Here is a 15,760-nt window from a genome sequence, read left to right on the forward strand (position 1 = left end):
TTTTCGCTGCGCTCATGCAATTTCCCGGGCTCCCTGTTACAGCTTGTTACAAACCCCTCGATTCCGCCACGCGCTGCTGCAAATCTGGCGCCGGAGGCGGCCATATGTGCAAGGAGATCCCGCGTGGCGATTCCCCGGATTCTGGTGGTCGATGATGACCCGGATGTGCGCCAGATGATGACCCAGTTCCTGCGCCAGAACGGCGCTGCCGCGTTGCCTGCGGCGAGCGAGGCCGAGGTGCGCAGCCACATCCAGGGCGGCCGTGTGGACCTCATACTGCTCGACGTGATGCTGGGCGACGAGAACGGGCTGGAGATCTGCAAGCGGCTCCGGGGCGAACAGAATGTGCCGATCATCATGGTGTCGGCGCTGTCGGCGGATCATCAGCGGATGGAGGGCTACGAGGTCGGCGCCGACGATTACATCGCCAAGCCGTTCAACCCGCAGCTCTTGCTCGCGCGGATCAAGGCGGTCCTGTCGCGGGCGCGGCGGTCGTCCTCGCTGGCGCATCGGCGCGACACCCGCACCTTCCGTTTCGCCGGCTGGAGTTACGATGCCAAGCGCGGCGAGGTGCTGTCGCCCGCAGGCGTTCAGGTGGCGTTGTCGCGGCGGGAGACCGCGCTGCTGCAGGTGCTGCTCGCGAACCCGCTTATCCCGCTCACCCGCGAGGAAATCGCCGCGGCGCTGGATGTGACCGGCGAAGGCGGCCATGCGGCAGAAACCAGCGGCCGCGCCATCGACGTGCTGGTTGGCCGCCTGCGCTCCAAGATCGAGGCGAACCCGAAGGATCCGCAGATCCTCAAAACCGACCGCGGCGTTGGTTATGTCTTTGCCATCGACGTGACGGCGGAGGAGGGGTGAGCGGGCCCCTGCGCAGCCTGCGCGCCTCTGGCCTGCTGTTCATCGGTGCGGCCTTTCTGGCGGGCATCTGCGCGGCCTGGCTCTGGGCCGCCTCGGCCTATGGCTGGCGGGCGCATCAGGACGCGGCCTATGCTGCCGGGCTGTCGCTGCACCACGCGCTGCAAAACAACACGCCGCCGCCCCCGGGCATCACCCTGCACCCGCTTTCACCCAAGGACCGGGCGGCGGCAGACGCCGGGGCGTTCCGGCAGATCAGCGGCGCGCCGCCGGGGGCGCGGCTCACCATCATTCCGGTCTCGGCAGACGGGCTGACCCGCCGCGGCAGCGCGCCGCTTACCTTTGCGGTATTGTCGCCCGACCTCCTCTACCCGCTCTCCCGCCTGCCCGGCCGCGGCAGCCAGAGTGCGGCGGAAATCACTGGCCAGGTGAGCCGCCTGCTGGCCTCCTATTGCAGCGTTCCCTTCGTGGTGGCGCAAACCGGCGCCGCCGCCTGGGTGCGGATCGAGGCGCAGGGCATATGGGGCTGCGAAGCGGCACCGCCGGACCGGCGGCTGCTGGCGGTGCTTCTGGCCGTCATCGCGCTGGCGGCGCTGGTGAGTGCGGCTCTGGACCTGTCGGCGGATTTCTCCCGCTTTGCCGCGCAGCTGCGCGACCGGCGCCGGGTCGGCGGGCCGGAAAGTTATGCCATCTCCGGCCCGCGCGAGCTGCAGGAGATCGTCGCCGCGGTGAACAGCTACCTTGAGACCGAACGCGCCCAGCTGGAGGGCCGCGCCGCGGTGCTGTCGGGGGTGAGCCACGATCTCGGCACACCCGCCACCCGGCTGCGCCTGCGCGCGGCGCTGATCCCCGACGACGCGCTGCGCAGCAAGCTGGAGGCCGACATCGACAGCATGACCGGCATCATCGAAAGCGTGCTCACCTACACCCGCGCCGAGATGGGGGCGGAGGAGCCGCGCAAGCTGTCATTGGATGCGCTGGTCGACGCCATCGTGGCGGACTACCAGGACGTCGGCGCCGATGTGACCTTCCGGCCGCAGAAGCCGGTCGTCGTGCCCGGCGCGCGTTCAGTCTTCATGTCGCGCCGGGGCCAGGGGGTGATCACGGGCGCGCGCCAAATCACCGTGACGGGCCGCCCTGTTGCCTTGCAGCGGGCGATCACCAACCTGATCGACAATGCGCTGAAATACGGCCGCCGCGCCACCGTGGCGCTGGAGGCCGATGCCACCACCGCCGCCATCCTTGTCGAGGACGAAGGCACCGGCAGCTCGGCCAAGGACATCGAGGCGCTGCTTGCCCCCTTCCGCCGCGGCCGCAACACGACAACGGTGGACGGCTACGGGCTGGGGCTTACCATCGTGGCCACCATCGCCAACCTGCACGGCGGCACGCTGAGTTTCGAGGATACCGCAACCGGCGTGTCCGCAAGGCTCACGATCCAGCGCGGCTGAGGCCTGAGACGCGGGCGGCGCGGCGGCCGCCCGCACGACGGCTCAGATGTGCAGCGCGTGGCCAAGCGCGCGCAGGCAGGCCTCCTGCAACGCTTCCGACTGGGTCGGGTGGGCGTGGATCGTCGCGCCGAGGTCTTCGAGGCAGGCGCCCATCTCGAGGGCAAGCGAGAACGCCGCCGACAGCTCGGAGACGCCGGAGCCCACCGCCTGCACGCCCAGCACCGCGTGATCGCTTTCGCGCCAGACCACGCGCAGGAATCCGTCCTCGCGCTCCATTGTCATGGCGCGGCCGTTGGCTGCTAGCGGGAACTCGGTGCTGCGGGTGCCCTCGATCTCGCCGGGCAGGGCGCCGCAGGTGACGATCTCGGGGTCGGTGAAGCAGACCGCGGGGATTGCGCGCTTGTCCCATTCCACCGCATGACCCGCGGCGTGTTCAGCCACCATCTCCCCTTGGGCCATGGCCCGGTGCGCCAGCATCGGCTCGCCGGTGACATCGCCGATCGCGTAGATACCGCGCATCGAGGTCTGGCAGGTCTTGTCGACGCGGATGTAAGGGCCATTCAAGGTCAGCGCCAGTTCGTCCACGCCGATGCCTGCCGTACGCGGGCGGCGCCCGGCGGTGACCAGCACCTTGGCAGCCGGGACTCTGCCCTGGCTGGTCGTCAGTTCGCCGTCCGCATGGCCTTCGGCCTTGGTGCCGGTCAGCACAGTGATCCCGAGCGCCTCCAGCCGCTTGGCGACCGGCCGGGTCAGCGCCGCATCATAGAGCGGCAGGATGCGGTCCTCGAGCTCTACCACTGTGACCTTTGAACCCAATTTGGCGAAGGCGATGCCCAGCTCCAGCCCGATGTAACCCGCGCCTACCACGGCGAGGCTCTCGGGCACCGCCTGCAGCGCCAGCGCCTCGGTGGAGGACAGGATATCGCCGCCGAAAGGCAGGGATGGCAGTGCAACCGGCGCGGAGCCGGAGGCGATCACGATGCGCTCGGCCCGGATCTGGGTGGTTTCCTCGCCGCGTTTCACCGCTACGGTCTTGCCGTCGAGGAAGCGCGCGCGGCCCTCGACCACGCGCACGCCCGCCTTGCGCATCAGCCCGGTCACGCCGCCGGTCAGACGCTTCACGATGCCGTCCTTCCAGGCCATGGTGCGGCTGAGGTCAATCTCGGGCGTGCCCGCGGTGATCCCCAGCGGGCCTTCGGCCGCGTGGGTCATCTTGTGGAACTCATCCGCGGCATGGATCAGCGCCTTGGACGGAATGCAGCCCACGTTCAAACAGGTGCCGCCGGGGTTGGCCTCGTCCACCACGATGGTGTCGACGCCAAGCTGGCCGGCGCGGATGGCGCAGACGTAGCCGCCGGGTCCCGCGCCGATGATCAGCAATTTGCACTTCAGATCAGTCATTCAGCCCTCGACAAACAGCATGGCCGGACTTTCCAGCAGGGATTTCAGTTTCTGCACAAAGACCGCCGCGTCCCAGCCATCGATCACCCGGTGATCGAAGGAGCAGGAGATGTTCATCATCTTGCGCGGCCGGAATTGCTGGCCGTCCCAGACCGGGCGGATCTGCATCTTGTTGACGCCGACGATGGCCACTTCGGGGTGGTTGATGATCGGCGTGGTGGCAATGGCGCCGAGCGGGCCAAGCGAGGTGATGGTGATGGTGCCTCCGGTCAGCTCCTCGCGCTTGATCGAGCCGTCGCGGGCGGCCTCAGCCAGACGCGCAAGCTCGCCTGCGTTGTCCCAAAGGCTATTGGCCTCCGCATGGTGCAGCACTGGCACGTTGAGCCCCTGCGGCGTCTGTGTGGCGACCCCGATATGAACGCCGCCGTGGCGGTGAATTACACCTTCCTCGTCATCGAAGCGCGCGTTCAGGCCGGGCTGCTCGCGCACTGCCTCGACGATGGCGCGCATCAGGAACGGCAGGAGGGTCAGTTTGGGGCGGCTGCCTTCGTGCTTCTTGTTGAGCGCGGCGCGCAGGTCTTCGAGCGCGCCCATCTCCACTTCCTCGACGATGGTGATATGCGGGATCTGCCGTTTCGACAGGGCCATCTTTTCGGCGATTTTGCGGCGCATGCCGACAACGCGGATTTCTTCGATGCCTGTGTTGCGGCCGCGGGTCACGCTGCCCTGCTTGATGCCGCCGGAGGCAATCCAGTTGTCGAGATCCTCGTGGCTGATGCGCCCGCCCGGCCCGGTGCCGGGCACATGGCGCAGATCGACCCCTTCGGAACGCGCCCGGGCCCGCACCGACGGCGACGCCAGAGGCTTGCTGCCTTCGGGCCGCGGCAGGCGGTGCCCCGGCTTTTTTGCGGCCGGAGCGGGTGCCGGAGCGGGCGCCGGTTCCGGGGTTTCCGTCTCCCCCGTGTCTGCATCCGTATCAATTTCCGGAGCGGGCTGCGGCGCCGGGGCACTGGGTTTGGCCGCGTCAGCGGCCGGTCCGGATGCCTCATTGCCCTCGCCCTCGACCTCGATCCGGATCAGCACCGAGCCGATCGCCATCATCTGGCCGATCTCGCCGCCCAGTTCCAGAACCTTGCCGGAGACTGCAGAGGGCACCTCGACCGCGGCCTTGTCGGTCATCACCGCCGCCAGGACATCGTCCTCGCGCACAATGTCGCCGGGCTTGACGTGCCACTCGGTCAGCTCAGCCTCGGCGATGCCTTCCCCCACATCGGGAAGGCGCATGGCAAACACACCCATCCGGTTAGCCCTCCATCACTTTCTTCAATGCTTCGCCGACCCGGGCGGGGCCGGGGAAATATTCCCACTCCTGCGCGTGCGGATAGGGCGTGTCCCAGCCTGTGACGCGGATGATTGGTGCCTCCAGGTGGTAGAAGCAGTTCTCCTGGACCAGGCTCATCAGTTCGGCCCCGAACCCGGAGGTGCGCGTTGCCTCATGCACGATCACGCAGCGGCCCGTCTTTTCAACCGACGCGGTGATCGTTTCCAGATCGAGCGGCAGCAAAGTGCGCAGGTCGATGACCTCGGCATCGACGCCTGTGGCCTCTGCCGCGGCCTCCGCCACATAGACCATCGTGCCGTAAGCCAGAACCGTGACGTCCGCGCCTTCGCGGGTGATGCTGGCCTTGCCCAGCGGCACGGTCTCGGCGCCCTCCGGCACCTCGCCCTTGGGGTGCGACTTCCAGCTGGTGACCGGGCGGTCGTGGTAGCCGTCGAAGGGGCCATTATAAAGCCGCTTCGGCTCCAGGAAGATCACCGGATCCGGGTCTTCGATGGCGGCCAGCAGCAGCCCCTTGGCGTCGCGCGGGTTCGAGGGCATCGCCACCTTCAGCCCTGAAACATGCGTGAACAGCGCTTCCGGGCTCTGGCTGTGGGTCTGGCCGCCAAAAATGCCGCCGCCGGTGGGCATGCGGATCACCAGCGGGCAGGTGAAATCGGCGTTGGAGCGGTGCCGCAGCCGCGCCGCTTCCGAGACGATCTGGTCATAGGCAGGATAGACGTAATCGGCGAACTGGATCTCGATCACCGGCTTCAGCCCGTAGGCGGCCATGCCGATGGCGGTGCCGACGATACCGGACTCGTTGATCGGCGTATCGAAGCAGCGCGACTTGCCGTATTTCCGCTGCAATCCGGCGGTGCAGCGGAACACGCCGCCGAAAAAGCCCGCATCCTCGCCGAAAACGACGACGCGCTCATCCGCCGCCATGGCCACGTCATGGGCCTCGCGAATGGCTTCGATCATGGTCATTCTGGCCATCTTCAGTACCCTGCTTCCTGACGCTGCCGGATCAGATGCGGCGGCATGGTTTCATAGACGCCTTCGAACATGTCGCGCGGGCTTGGGGTCTTGCCGCCGCCCAGAGTGCCGATGGCCTCAGCCTGCTTCTGGGTGGCGATGACTTCGTCCAGGATCTCCGCCTCGGCCTGCTTGTGGCGGTCTTCGCTCCACTCGCCGATGGCGACGAGGTGCTTCTTGAGCCGTTCGATTGGATCGCCCAGCGGCCAGGCCGCGGCCTCGCGCGCGGAACGGTAGGCGGAGGGGTCGTCGCTGGTGGAATGCCCGCCCGCGCGGTAGGTGACATGCTCGATCAGGGTCGGGCCAAAGCCGCGCCGGGCCCGCTCGCTCGCCCATTTCGCCACCGCATGCACCGCGAGGTAGTCATTGCCGTCCACCCGGATCGAAGCGATGCCGAAGCCGTGGCCGCGCGCGGCGAAGGTGCCGACGCCGCCGCGGGCAATGCCCTGGAAAGTGGAGATTGCCCACTGGTTGTTGACGATGTTCAAAACCACCGGCGCCTTGTAGGTCGAGGCAAAGACCATGGCGGCATGGAAGTCGCTTTCCGCTGTGGAGCCGTCGCCGATCCAGCCCGCCGCGATCTTCGTATCGCCTGAGATTGCCGAGGCCATGGACCAGCCGACCGACTGCACGAACTGGGTGCCGAGGTTGCCGGATATCGAGAAGAATCCGTGCTCCTTCGAGGAATACATGATCGGCATTTGCCGCCCGTGCAGCGGATCCTCGGCGTTGGAATAAATCTGGTTCATCATGGTCAGCATCGGATAGCCGCCCGCGATCAGCAGCCCGGCTTGGCGGTAGGTCGGGAAGTTCATGTCGCCCGGCCTAAGCGCGCGGGAGAATGCGCAGGAGACGGCTTCTTCGCCCAGGTGCTGCATGTAGAAGCTGGTCTTGCCCTGGCGCTGCGCGTTCAGCATCCGGGCATCGAAGGTGCGCAGGGTCATCATGTGGCGCAGCCCTTCGCGCAGCTCGTCCGCGCTCAGCGCACCGGCCCAGTCGCCCACCGCTTCGCCGTCCTTGTTCAGCACCCGCACGATGGAAAACGCCATATCGCGGATGGTGTCGGGGTCGGCATCAACGGGCGGGCGTTTGACGGCACCGGCGCGCGGGATCTCGAAATCGGAGAAATCCGGCGTGTCGCCCGGGCGGCAGCCCGGTTCCGGCACGTTCAGCGATAGCGGCGGGAAGTCATCACTCATGCAAAACCTCTTGTTCCGGGGCAGCCTGCCCCGCGCGCGGGAAATCACCGCCTGCGCGGGGTGGTGCGGATGCTACCAGCATAGCTAACTCGCGTGGTTGAAAAATCACGAAGATGCGGGTACCTGCGCGACTGGCATATGGAATTGACCCAATAAGGCGGATTTTGTGGTGGTTTTCGCTACGGATGCAATCGACCGTGAGATACTTCGCGCGCTGCGCGAGGATGGGCGGATACCGCTGGTGCAGCTGGCGGCGCGCGTCGGCCTGTCGCAAACGCCCTGCAAACGGCGGCTGCAGCGGCTGGAGGAAAGCGGGCTGATCGCGGGCTACATCGCGCGCATCGACCGCAAGGCGGCGGGGTTCGGCATCACCGCCTTTGTTTCGGTGGAACTGGAGCGTCAGGATGCCGAGGAAATCGCCAGCTTCCAGAAGAAGATCGCCCGTTTCGAAGAGGTGGTGACCGGCACGCTGATGACCGGGGCGCAGGATTTCCTCTTGGAGATCGTGGTGGAGAGCCTCGAAGAGTTCGAGACCTTCCTGCAGACCAAGCTCCTGCGGATCTCCGGCATCCGCGCCGTGCGCTCGCGCTTTGCGCTGCGCAAGTTCATCGACCGTGCGCGGATACCCTGAGAGGAGGCGCGCAGGGCCGGGTCAGTCCGGCTTCACCGTCAGCAGTTTCTTGTACATCTCCAGCAGGAACAGCTCCGCCTCGGCGTAGCGGTCGGCGGCCTTGCCGGGGGCGATCTCTTCGATCTGGACGTCGAAATCGGCGTAGTGCTGGGTCGTCGCCCAGATCGAAAACAGCAGGTGATGCGCGTCAACCGTGGCAATCCGGCCTTCGCGCATCCAGTCCTCCAGCACCAGGATCTTGCCGTTGAACAGCTCCTTCAGCGGGCCGAAGATCTCGCTCCTCGAATGCGGCAGGCCGCTCAGCACCTCGTTGGCGAAAAACTTGCTTTCTTTCGGAAAGTTACGCGAGATTTCCAGCTTGCGGCGGATGTACTGGCAGATTTCGTCGATCGGGTCGCCATGCGGACTCAGCATGTTCAGGGGCGCCATCCACAGCTGCAGGGTGCGCGACATCAGCTCGCGGCGGATCGCGTCCTTGCTTTCGAAATAGTAAAGCAGGTTGGGCGTGGTCAGTCCCGCGGTCTTGGCGATCAGGTTGATTGATGCGCCGGACGAGCCGTGCTGGGCAAAGACCTCCAGCGCAGCGGAAAGAATCTGTTCTGTCTTTTTCCGCTGAATCCGGGTCTTCGGCTTCTCAGCTGCCATGCGCGCCATTTAAAAATCCGCCAGTTGCTTATAATGATGCCTATCTGGCGCCCTCTTGGCACAAGTCAAAGCCCGGTGCCAGCGGCCGCAAGAGCGCAGGCCGGTTGAAATTCGATGCTTGGCGGGCGTGCTGCGCCCGGGAAAGGAGCGGGCAGCCGGAGCCGCCCGCCAAAGAGGCGCTGTCCGCGGGGAGACCGGCACGGACAGCGCGATGGGTGCTGCCGGGCGTGCGCCCGGTCTGCCTTAGCGGAAGGCCGGAATGACCTTCTCGGCGTAGTCGGCGATGATCTTTTCTTCGTCGCCGCTGTCGAGATAGATGTTGAACTGGGTGGTGCCGGCCGCTTCGAGATCGCGGATCTTGGCGATATGCTCGTCGGGGGTGCCCAGCACACAGAAGCTCTTGACGATGTCCTCGGTGATGAAGTCCAGGTAGGGGTTATCGCTCTGGCCGTGCTTGGAGTAGTCGTAGCCTTTGCGGTTCTTGATATAGTCGGTCAGGCTGGTCGGCACGTGATCACCGTCGGTGCCGTATTTCTCCACGATGTCAGCGACGTGGTTGCCGACCATGGCGGGGAACCATTTGGTTTTCTCGATGCCTTCCTCGATCGGGCCGGTATGCGCCGGAGCGGCCGCCATGACGCGGTAGTTCGACATGTCGCGGCCTTCGGCTTCACCGCCGGCCTTGGCCTGATCCGCCAGCCATTTGATGATCTTGGGCTCGGCGATCTGCAGCACCACACCGTCGCCGACCTTGCCGGCCGAGGCCAGCGCCTTGGGACCGTAGGCGCCGATCCAGACCGGCAGCTCGTAGCCTTGGGCCCAGGGGAATTTCACCGGCTCGGGGCATTCGCCGTACTGCACTTCCTCACCGCGGATCAGCGACTTCACCACGTGCGTGAACTCTTCCATCCGTTTGATGGTGGAGGGCTTCTTGCCCATCACACGCACGGCACTGTCGCCGCGGCCGAGGCCGATGTCGAAGCGGCCGCCGGACTGTTTTGCCAGCGAGCCGAACAGCGAGGCCGCCACCGACCACTCGCGCGAGTTCGGGTTGGTCACCAGCGGGCCGAAGCGCATCTTCTTTGTGTGTTCCATGCACATCGCCATGGCGACGAAGCTTTCGCGCCACAGGATGTGGCTGTCGTAGAACCAGCAGTAGGTGAAGCCTGCGTTTTCCGCCTGGCGGACCAGTGCGCGGGCGCGTTCGGGCTCAACGAAGCCCTTGAAGCAAATACCAAATTCCATTTGTCGTTCTCTCCCTGTTGGAATCTTAGTGGTCGGGGGCCCAGATGCGGATGCCCGCATGGGTGAAGGGCACCGCCTTGGAAATGTTCTGGCGGATCAGGATCGGGGTGATCGCCTCGATGCAGCGGGCGGCCTCGGCGTCGCCGGCGTTGTAGGCCTCGACGTCCAGCGCGCGGACCAGCTCGATCACCTTCTTGCGGGCGGGCAGGCTGTTGCCGCAGATCAGGATGTCGCAGTTGATCGGCCAGTCGAGGTTGTTGAGCGTGGTAGCCGACACATTGTGCAGCGCGCCGATCACCGGGATCTCGTCGCCCAGCAGCGCCTGCGCGGCCTCGGTGGCGGAGCCTTCGGGCGGCATGTCCACCTTCTTGGGGTCGCCCTCTTTCAGCGGCACCACGATATCGACCAGGATCTTGCCCGCGAGGGCCGGCTTCAGCGCCTCCAGCGTGGCGTTATGGGCCGAGAACGGTACCGCGAGGATCACCATCTCGTCGGCCGCGGCGGTGGCGGTTTCGTTGTCGACGCCGGTGATCTCGGCCGCGCCTTCCGGCAGTTTCGCCATCAGCTCGGCGGCGATGCCTGCGCTGCGCCCGCCATCGCGCGAGCCCAGTGCGACGGGGATGCCCGCGCGGGCAAAGCGCAATGCCAGCCCCTGTCCTTGCGGCCCGGTGCCGCCAATGATCGCGATTGTCATCGGAACATGTCCTCCTGTTTTTTTCTCAGTATGTCGGCGCCGCGGCTGTCGGCCGGCTCCCAGTCGAGCCCGCGCAGCAGCACCGCCGGTGTTTTCCCGTTCTTGCGCACCACCAGGCCCGAGGCGGCGGCGATCTCGTCCGCGAGCGCTGGTTCGGTTACCTGCAGCGGGCGGCCCCAGGCGTCCACGTTGCCTTGTTCCTTGATGGTGGCGGGCACTTTGCTCAGGCCGATGGCGACGTTGACCTGGCCCAGCCGCCAGGGGCGGCCGAAGGTGTCGGTCATCACCACGCCGACCCGCACGCCGAAGCGCGCGGCGAGGGCTTCCCGCAGCCGGGCGCAGCTTGCATCCGGGTCGGGCGGCAGCACCATGGCGGCGTCTTCCTCGCCGAAGTTCGACTCGTCCACCGCCGCGTTGGCCGAGATGAAGCCGAGCCGGTGCTCGCAGATCATCGTGCCCTCGTTCTGGTCCGGGCGGCGGAAGGCGCGCACCACGCGGGTGCTTTCGCGCAGGACAATCTCGACCTTGCGGGGGTCCTTGTTCAGCTCTTCTGCGTATTTCAGTGCCTCTTCCGACGGCGTGACGGAAGCGAGCGGGATGATGCAGTCCTCGGCCTTGGAGAAGACCTTCTGCGCAACGCACAGGATATCGCCGTCCTGAAGCCCGAGGCCCGAGGTCTCCAGGCAATCGCCCAGGATCGCGGCAAGATCGTCGCCATTTTTGACATCCGGCACGCCGGGCACGGCGGTGAGGGTGACGGAGAGGCTCATCGCGCGCCCTCCCGCATCAGCATCTGCGGCTGCTGCGCCAGCAGGTGGCCGAGGTCCTCGACCGTGTCCACATCGGCGCGCAGGCTGTCGAGCGGCAGCATCACCGGGCACAGCCCCGCGGCCTCGGCGGCCTGGCGGTGGGCGACGGCGGATTTCACCCCGTAGCGGAAGCGGAACGGGCAGGGCAGCGGCACCAGAAGCGCATTGGTGCCGAGGTCCGACGCCGGGCAGAGCACCGCCTGTCCGCCGCTGAGGTCATGGCTCAGCAGGCGGGCGAGGTCGGCAGGCTCCGGCGCTGCCAGATCGCCCGGGAGGATGCAAAGTGCTGCATAGCCCCGCGCGGCGGCCCAGCCGGCGGCGGTTTCGAGCGCTGCTGAGAGTCCGTCGGCACCAGTCTCCGCCGGGGTCTCGGCAATCAGCTGTAGACCCATGGCCTGGACGAGCCGGCTAATCAGCGGGCTGGAAGTGACAACGGCGATCTCCACTTGGCCCTCGGGCAGGAGGTCCAGTGCGGCGCGCAAGTGGGTGACCGTGGCGTTAAACAGCGCCAGCGCGAGCGCCGCGCGCGCGTTGGCATCCAGCGCGGTGCCCAGCCGGGTCTTGGCGCGCGAAGGGTCCTTCATCGGGATAACCACCAGCCTCTTGCCTGCCGGCGATGCGGCGCTCATGCCACCGCCTCCGCCGCTGCGGGTGCGAGGCACAGGTCAGCCACCTTGCGCGCCAGCCGGGCCTTGTCAGCCTTGTCCTTCATCAGGATATCGGCGCAGACCGGCGCCATGCCATGGGCGCGGATCTCATCGCAGAAGCCCTCATCCTGATGGTCGATCACCAAAGTCTGCGCGAGACCTGCATAGCGTTCCGCCACGCCCGCGGCATCCGCCCGCAGCCCAAGCGCAGCCATCATCCGGTCGGCCGGTCCCTTAACCACCTTGCCCGCGATGAAGGGGCTGACCGCGACCTTGGTAGCGGGTGCCGCGCGCACCGCGTTCCGGATGCCGGGTGTCTCCAGCAGCGGCGCGATGCTGACCAGCGGGTTGGAAGGCGCGATCACAATCAGGTCCGCCCCGGCGATGGCCTCCAGCGCCTCAGGCGCGGGGCGGGCATGCTCAATGCCGTCAAAGGCCAGCTCGCGGACCTCCGGCGCGCAGCGTTCGCGCACGAAATACTCCTGGAAGCTCAGCCAGCCCGCATCCGTGCGCACCCGGGTCTGCACCCGGTCATCCGTCGGCAGCAGGATCTCTGCCTCTACCCCGAAGGCGCGGGCCACGTCGCGGGCAATCACGCTGGGGCGTTCGCCGCGCAGCCGCCGCATGGTGCGATGGATGTGCAGGCCGAAGTCGCGGTCGCCGAGCGACATCCAGGTGTCCGCGCCCAGCTTGTTCAGCGTCGCGAGCGCCCGGTGGCCCTCGTCTGCCACGCCCCAGCCTTGGTTGCGGTCGATCACGTCGGCGAGGCTGTAGGTCAGCGTGTCGATATCCGGGGAGACCCAGAGGCCGTGGAACTCATCGTCATCCGCCACGTTGCCGATGATCGACAGCTCCACGTCCGGCAGTGCGGCAAGGCCCTCGGCCATCTTGGCACCGCCGACGCCGCCCGCCAGCAGGGTGACCCTGTGCTTCTGCGCGCTCATTCCGCCGCCTCCAGCGTGGTGCCGCGTTCCGGGAACATCTGCAGAAATTCCAGCGGGTTGCGGCCCTGACGGTCGACCAGCGGCGCCAGTTCCTCCGGGTCGTGATCGTCATAGATGTCGCGGATTTCATAGATCGTGTTGCGCCGTGCCGGCACGCGGCCCGCGGCGCGGATGATCTCGGCCAGCTCGCGCGCGGTGATCTCCTGCCCGTGGGCCGATCCGGCCGCGCGGGAGATGCTTTCGTTCATCAGCGTGCCGCCGAGGTCGTTGACGCCGCGCGACAGCATCTCCTGCGCGCGCGCCGCGCCCAGCTTGGTCCAGCTCACCTGGATATTGTCGATCCAGCCATGCAGCATGATGCGCGCAACCGCGTGCATCAGGTCCACCTCCAGCGCGGTCGGGCCGGGGCGCACCTTGTCCGGGTTCAGCGACCACAAGGGCGATTCCGTGTGCACGAAGGACAGCGGCACCAGCTCGGTAAAGCCGCCGGTGTCCTTCTGAATGTCGCGCAAGAGGCGGATGTGGGCGGCCCAATGCTCGGGCGCGTCGATATGGCCGTACATGATGGTGGCGGTCGTCGGGATGCCGACCTCATGCGCGGCGCGGATGATCTCCACCCATTTCTCGGCGCTCAGCTTGTTCTTGGTGAGCTGCATCCGCACTTCGGTATCGAGGATCTCCGCCGCGGTGCCGGGCATCGAGCCGAGGCCCGCTTCCTTCAGGTCCGCCAGGAAGTCGTGATATGACATCTTGGTCTTGGACGCGCCGTACCAGATCTCAAAGGGCGAAAAGGCATGGATGTGCATGTCCGGCAGCGCCGCCTTGATGGCGCGCACGATGTCCCGGTAGTAGGTGCCTTCCATCTTCGGGTGCAGCCCGCCCTGGATGCAGACCTCGGTGGCGCCGCGGTCCCAGGCCTGCTGCGCGCGCTCGACGATCTGTTCCGGCTCCAGCCACTCGGCGTCCTTGTCCTCGCTGCGCTTGGCAAAGCCGCAGAAGCGGCAGCCCATGTAGCAGATGTTGGTGAAGTTGATGTTGCGGTTCACCACGAAGGTCACCCGGTCGCCATTGGCACGGCGGCGCAGCTCGTCGGCCACGGCATAGACCGCCTCGGCGTCCGTGCCGGTCGCGCGGAACAGCTCTACGCCCTCTGCCTCGGAGACCTCGCCGCCCTCCAGCGCCATCTCGAGGATCGCCCGTACCGGAGCGGAGGCGGCGGTGACGGCAGCCGGGACCGTGGCGAAATTCTCGGCAGGTTGCTGAAGGGTCATGCTGTCTCTCCGATGTGGCGCTGATCGCGGGCGAGCCCGTTTTCCTGAGCCATGCCGGCCGCACGGGCCAGCACGCCGGGGTTGATGAAGCCGCTGTCCCCGGTCAGGTAGCGGGGGTAGACGGTGAGCCGCTCGCGCAGCGCGAAGCCGGCCCCGGTGCAGGAGCGTGCCAGCGCCCGGATCTCCGGCCATTCGTGCTGCGGGTTGATGAAGTCGATGGTCACGGGCGAAATGCCGCCCCAGTCGTTTATGCCCGCTTCCAGGTAGGCGATGTGGCGGGCGCTGAGGTTCGGCGGCGCCTGCAGGCTGATCTCCGGCGCCAGGATGATGCGCGCGGCCGCGATGGTGCGCAGCATGTCTTCAAGCGCCGGTTCCGGGTGGTTGGCCATGGCGATATCCGGCTTGCGCTGGAAGTTCTGGATGATCACTTCCTGGATGTGGCCGTAACGGGCGTGGGCGTCGTTGATCGCATGCAGCGCCTCGATCCGCTCAGCAAAGCTCTCGCCGATGCCGATCAAGAGGCCGGTGGTGAAAGGCACTTGCTTCTGGCCTGCGCGCTCCAGCGTCCGCAGCCTCTGCACGGGCACCTTGTCGGGGCAGGCATAGTGCGGCTGGCCCTTCCGGGTGAGGCGGCGGCTCACGGTTTCCAGCATCATCCCCATCGAGGCGGAAACCGGCCGCAGCACGTCGATCTCGTCGTCAGTGAGGGTGCCCGCGTTCACATGCGGCAGGAGCGCTGTCTCGCTCAGAACCAGCTCGCACATGTCGCGCAGATAATCGGTGAGCCGGGAATAGCCGAGCTGTTCCAATCCTTTGCGGGCCTTTTCATAACGCAGCTCGGGTTTCTCGCCGAGGCTGAACAGCAGCTCCTTGCAGCCCTCGCGCTCGCCTTTTTGCGCCACCGCGAGCACCTGCTCCGGAGTCATGATGTTGGCCTCCGGCGAATCCGGATGCTTGACGAAGGTGCAGTAGCCGCAGGTGTCGCGGCACATGTTGGTCAAGGGCACGAATGCCTTGCGCGAATAGGTGACCGTGCGGCCCCACTGGGCGTCGCGGATGGCGGCGGCGCGCTGCATCAGGGCGCGCAAATCACCGGTCTCCGCCCAGGCGGCGCCTGTGCTGAGCGATTGGGTGTTCATAGTGTCCTCCCTGTGCCAGCAGACTGTGGAGGAGGGCCTCTTCTGTCAAATATTTTTTTAGCTGTAGATCAAAAAAAGTTCCAAAAGAGTGGGATGCCTTCTTTTATAATTCTGTTTTTATTGGAAAAAAAATGTAGTCTGCAAAAATTATTGACTACTAAGTAAAACGCTCGAATACTTTCCCTCAATCGCGGCATCCCGGTCATCCGGGCGTGCCAGCGCAAAGGGAGGACATCAGAGTGCTTATTGGAACGCCACGTGAACTGGCGGCTGGAGAGGCGCGCGTTGCGATGACGCCGGATTCGGCGCGGCAGCTGCAGAAGCTGGGGTATTCCTGCGCGATCGAGAGCGGCGCCGGGGCGGGGGCGGGGTTTTCCGATGCCGCCTATGAGGCCGCGGGCGTGGAGATCGTCAAGACCGCCGCGGCGCTGTGGAAGAGCGCCGATATCATCGCCAAGGTGCGGGTGCCG

Annotated in this window: 15 protein-coding genes and 1 pseudogene; 4 read left to right on the top strand and 12 right to left on the bottom strand. The window is 66.4% G+C overall.

Features of this window, described 5'->3' with window-relative positions; all coding sequences use genetic code 11:
• Window positions 1–123 precede the first annotated feature (123 nt).
• Both ACOHWE_RS13490 and ACOHWE_RS13495 read left to right on the top strand, forming a co-directional pair.
• A complete protein-coding gene (locus ACOHWE_RS13490) occupies window positions 124–861 on the top strand; it encodes a response regulator transcription factor (protein WP_420667088.1) in 738 nt (245 codons plus the stop codon).
• A complete protein-coding gene (locus ACOHWE_RS13495; RefSeq protein WP_420667090.1) occupies window positions 858–2,309 on the top strand; it encodes a sensor histidine kinase in 1,452 nt (483 codons plus the stop codon). Before ACOHWE_RS13490 ends, ACOHWE_RS13495 begins: the two co-directional genes overlap by 4 nt.
• Before the next feature lie 42 nt (window positions 2,310–2,351).
• Here the strand turns inward: ACOHWE_RS13495 and lpdA are convergent, their stop codons facing one another.
• Genes lpdA through ACOHWE_RS13515 form a run of 4 tightly spaced genes read right to left on the bottom strand, consistent with a single transcriptional unit; the run spans window position 2,352 to window position 7,265 of the window.
• A complete protein-coding gene (lpdA, locus tag ACOHWE_RS13500) occupies window positions 2,352–3,710 on the bottom strand; it encodes a dihydrolipoyl dehydrogenase (protein WP_420667091.1) in 1,359 nt (452 codons plus the stop codon).
• Window positions 3,711–5,009: a dihydrolipoamide acetyltransferase family protein gene (locus tag ACOHWE_RS13505; RefSeq protein ID WP_420667092.1), complete on the bottom strand. Its 1,299-nt coding sequence runs from the start codon at window positions 5,007–5,009 to the stop codon at window positions 3,711–3,713. It abuts the gene before it with no gap.
• A 4-nt stretch (window positions 5,010–5,013) separates the two neighbouring features.
• The gene (locus tag ACOHWE_RS13510; protein ID WP_420667093.1) at window positions 5,014–6,027 is read right to left on the bottom strand and encodes an alpha-ketoacid dehydrogenase subunit beta; all 1,014 of its coding nucleotides are present in this window, start codon (window positions 6,025–6,027) and stop codon (window positions 5,014–5,016) included.
• A gap of 2 nt (window positions 6,028–6,029) precedes the next feature.
• Window positions 6,030–7,265 carry a 3-methyl-2-oxobutanoate dehydrogenase (2-methylpropanoyl-transferring) subunit alpha gene (locus ACOHWE_RS13515; protein ID WP_420667095.1) on the bottom strand — a complete coding sequence of 412 codons (1,236 nt, stop codon included), beginning with the start codon at window positions 7,263–7,265 and terminating at the stop codon, window positions 6,030–6,032.
• A 166-nt stretch (window positions 7,266–7,431) separates the two neighbouring features.
• On the opposite strand from ACOHWE_RS13515, the gene ACOHWE_RS13520 reads away from it, so the two are divergent.
• The gene (locus ACOHWE_RS13520; RefSeq protein ID WP_420667096.1) at window positions 7,432–7,896 is read left to right on the top strand and encodes an Lrp/AsnC family transcriptional regulator; all 465 of its coding nucleotides are present in this window, start codon (window positions 7,432–7,434) and stop codon (window positions 7,894–7,896) included.
• A gap of 21 nt (window positions 7,897–7,917) precedes the next feature.
• On the opposite strand, the gene ACOHWE_RS13525 is transcribed toward ACOHWE_RS13520, so the two are convergent.
• The 8 genes from ACOHWE_RS13525 to cofG form a co-directional block, all read right to left on the bottom strand.
• A complete protein-coding gene (locus ACOHWE_RS13525) occupies window positions 7,918–8,550 on the bottom strand; it encodes a TetR family transcriptional regulator C-terminal domain-containing protein (RefSeq protein ID WP_420667097.1) in 633 nt (210 codons plus the stop codon).
• 234 nt (window positions 8,551–8,784) lie between these two features.
• Window positions 8,785–9,786 carry a TIGR03842 family LLM class F420-dependent oxidoreductase gene (locus ACOHWE_RS13530; protein ID WP_420667098.1) on the bottom strand — a complete coding sequence of 334 codons (1,002 nt, stop codon included), beginning with the start codon at window positions 9,784–9,786 and terminating at the stop codon, window positions 8,785–8,787.
• 25 nt (window positions 9,787–9,811) lie between these two features.
• Window positions 9,812–10,480, bottom strand: coding sequence for an NADPH-dependent F420 reductase (gene npdG, locus ACOHWE_RS13535; RefSeq protein ID WP_420667100.1), 669 nt, complete (start codon window positions 10,478–10,480; stop codon window positions 9,812–9,814).
• Window positions 10,477–11,250 (bottom strand): coenzyme F420-0:L-glutamate ligase, encoded by a 774-nt coding sequence (gene cofE, locus ACOHWE_RS13540; protein WP_420667102.1) that lies wholly within the window; start codon window positions 11,248–11,250, stop codon window positions 10,477–10,479. Before cofE ends, npdG begins: the two co-directional genes overlap by 4 nt.
• Window positions 11,247–11,918, bottom strand: a complete 672-nt coding sequence (gene cofC, locus ACOHWE_RS13545) for a 2-phospho-L-lactate guanylyltransferase (protein ID WP_420667104.1) — start codon at window positions 11,916–11,918, stop codon at window positions 11,247–11,249. Before cofC ends, cofE begins: the two co-directional genes overlap by 4 nt.
• Window positions 11,915–12,880 carry a 2-phospho-L-lactate transferase gene (gene cofD / locus ACOHWE_RS13550; protein WP_420667106.1) on the bottom strand — a complete coding sequence of 322 codons (966 nt, stop codon included), beginning with the start codon at window positions 12,878–12,880 and terminating at the stop codon, window positions 11,915–11,917. The genes cofC and cofD overlap by 4 nt, the downstream gene beginning before the upstream one ends.
• Window positions 12,877–14,151: a 5-amino-6-(D-ribitylamino)uracil--L-tyrosine 4-hydroxyphenyl transferase CofH gene (gene cofH / locus ACOHWE_RS13555; protein WP_420667108.1), complete on the bottom strand. Its 1,275-nt coding sequence runs from the start codon at window positions 14,149–14,151 to the stop codon at window positions 12,877–12,879. Before cofH ends, cofD begins: the two co-directional genes overlap by 4 nt.
• The gene (gene cofG, locus ACOHWE_RS13560; RefSeq protein WP_420667110.1) at window positions 14,148–15,290 is read right to left on the bottom strand and encodes a 7,8-didemethyl-8-hydroxy-5-deazariboflavin synthase CofG; all 1,143 of its coding nucleotides are present in this window, start codon (window positions 15,288–15,290) and stop codon (window positions 14,148–14,150) included. Before cofG ends, cofH begins: the two co-directional genes overlap by 4 nt.
• A gap of 239 nt (window positions 15,291–15,529) precedes the next feature.
• On the opposite strand from cofG, the pseudogene ACOHWE_RS13565 reads away from it, so the two are divergent.
• Window positions 15,530–15,760, top strand: a pseudogene (locus ACOHWE_RS13565) (Re/Si-specific NAD(P)(+) transhydrogenase subunit alpha); the annotation flags it as partial.

The organism is Cribrihabitans neustonicus (assembly GCF_048820895.1).
Lineage (GTDB): Bacteria > Pseudomonadota > Alphaproteobacteria > Rhodobacterales > Rhodobacteraceae > Cribrihabitans_A > Cribrihabitans_A neustonicus.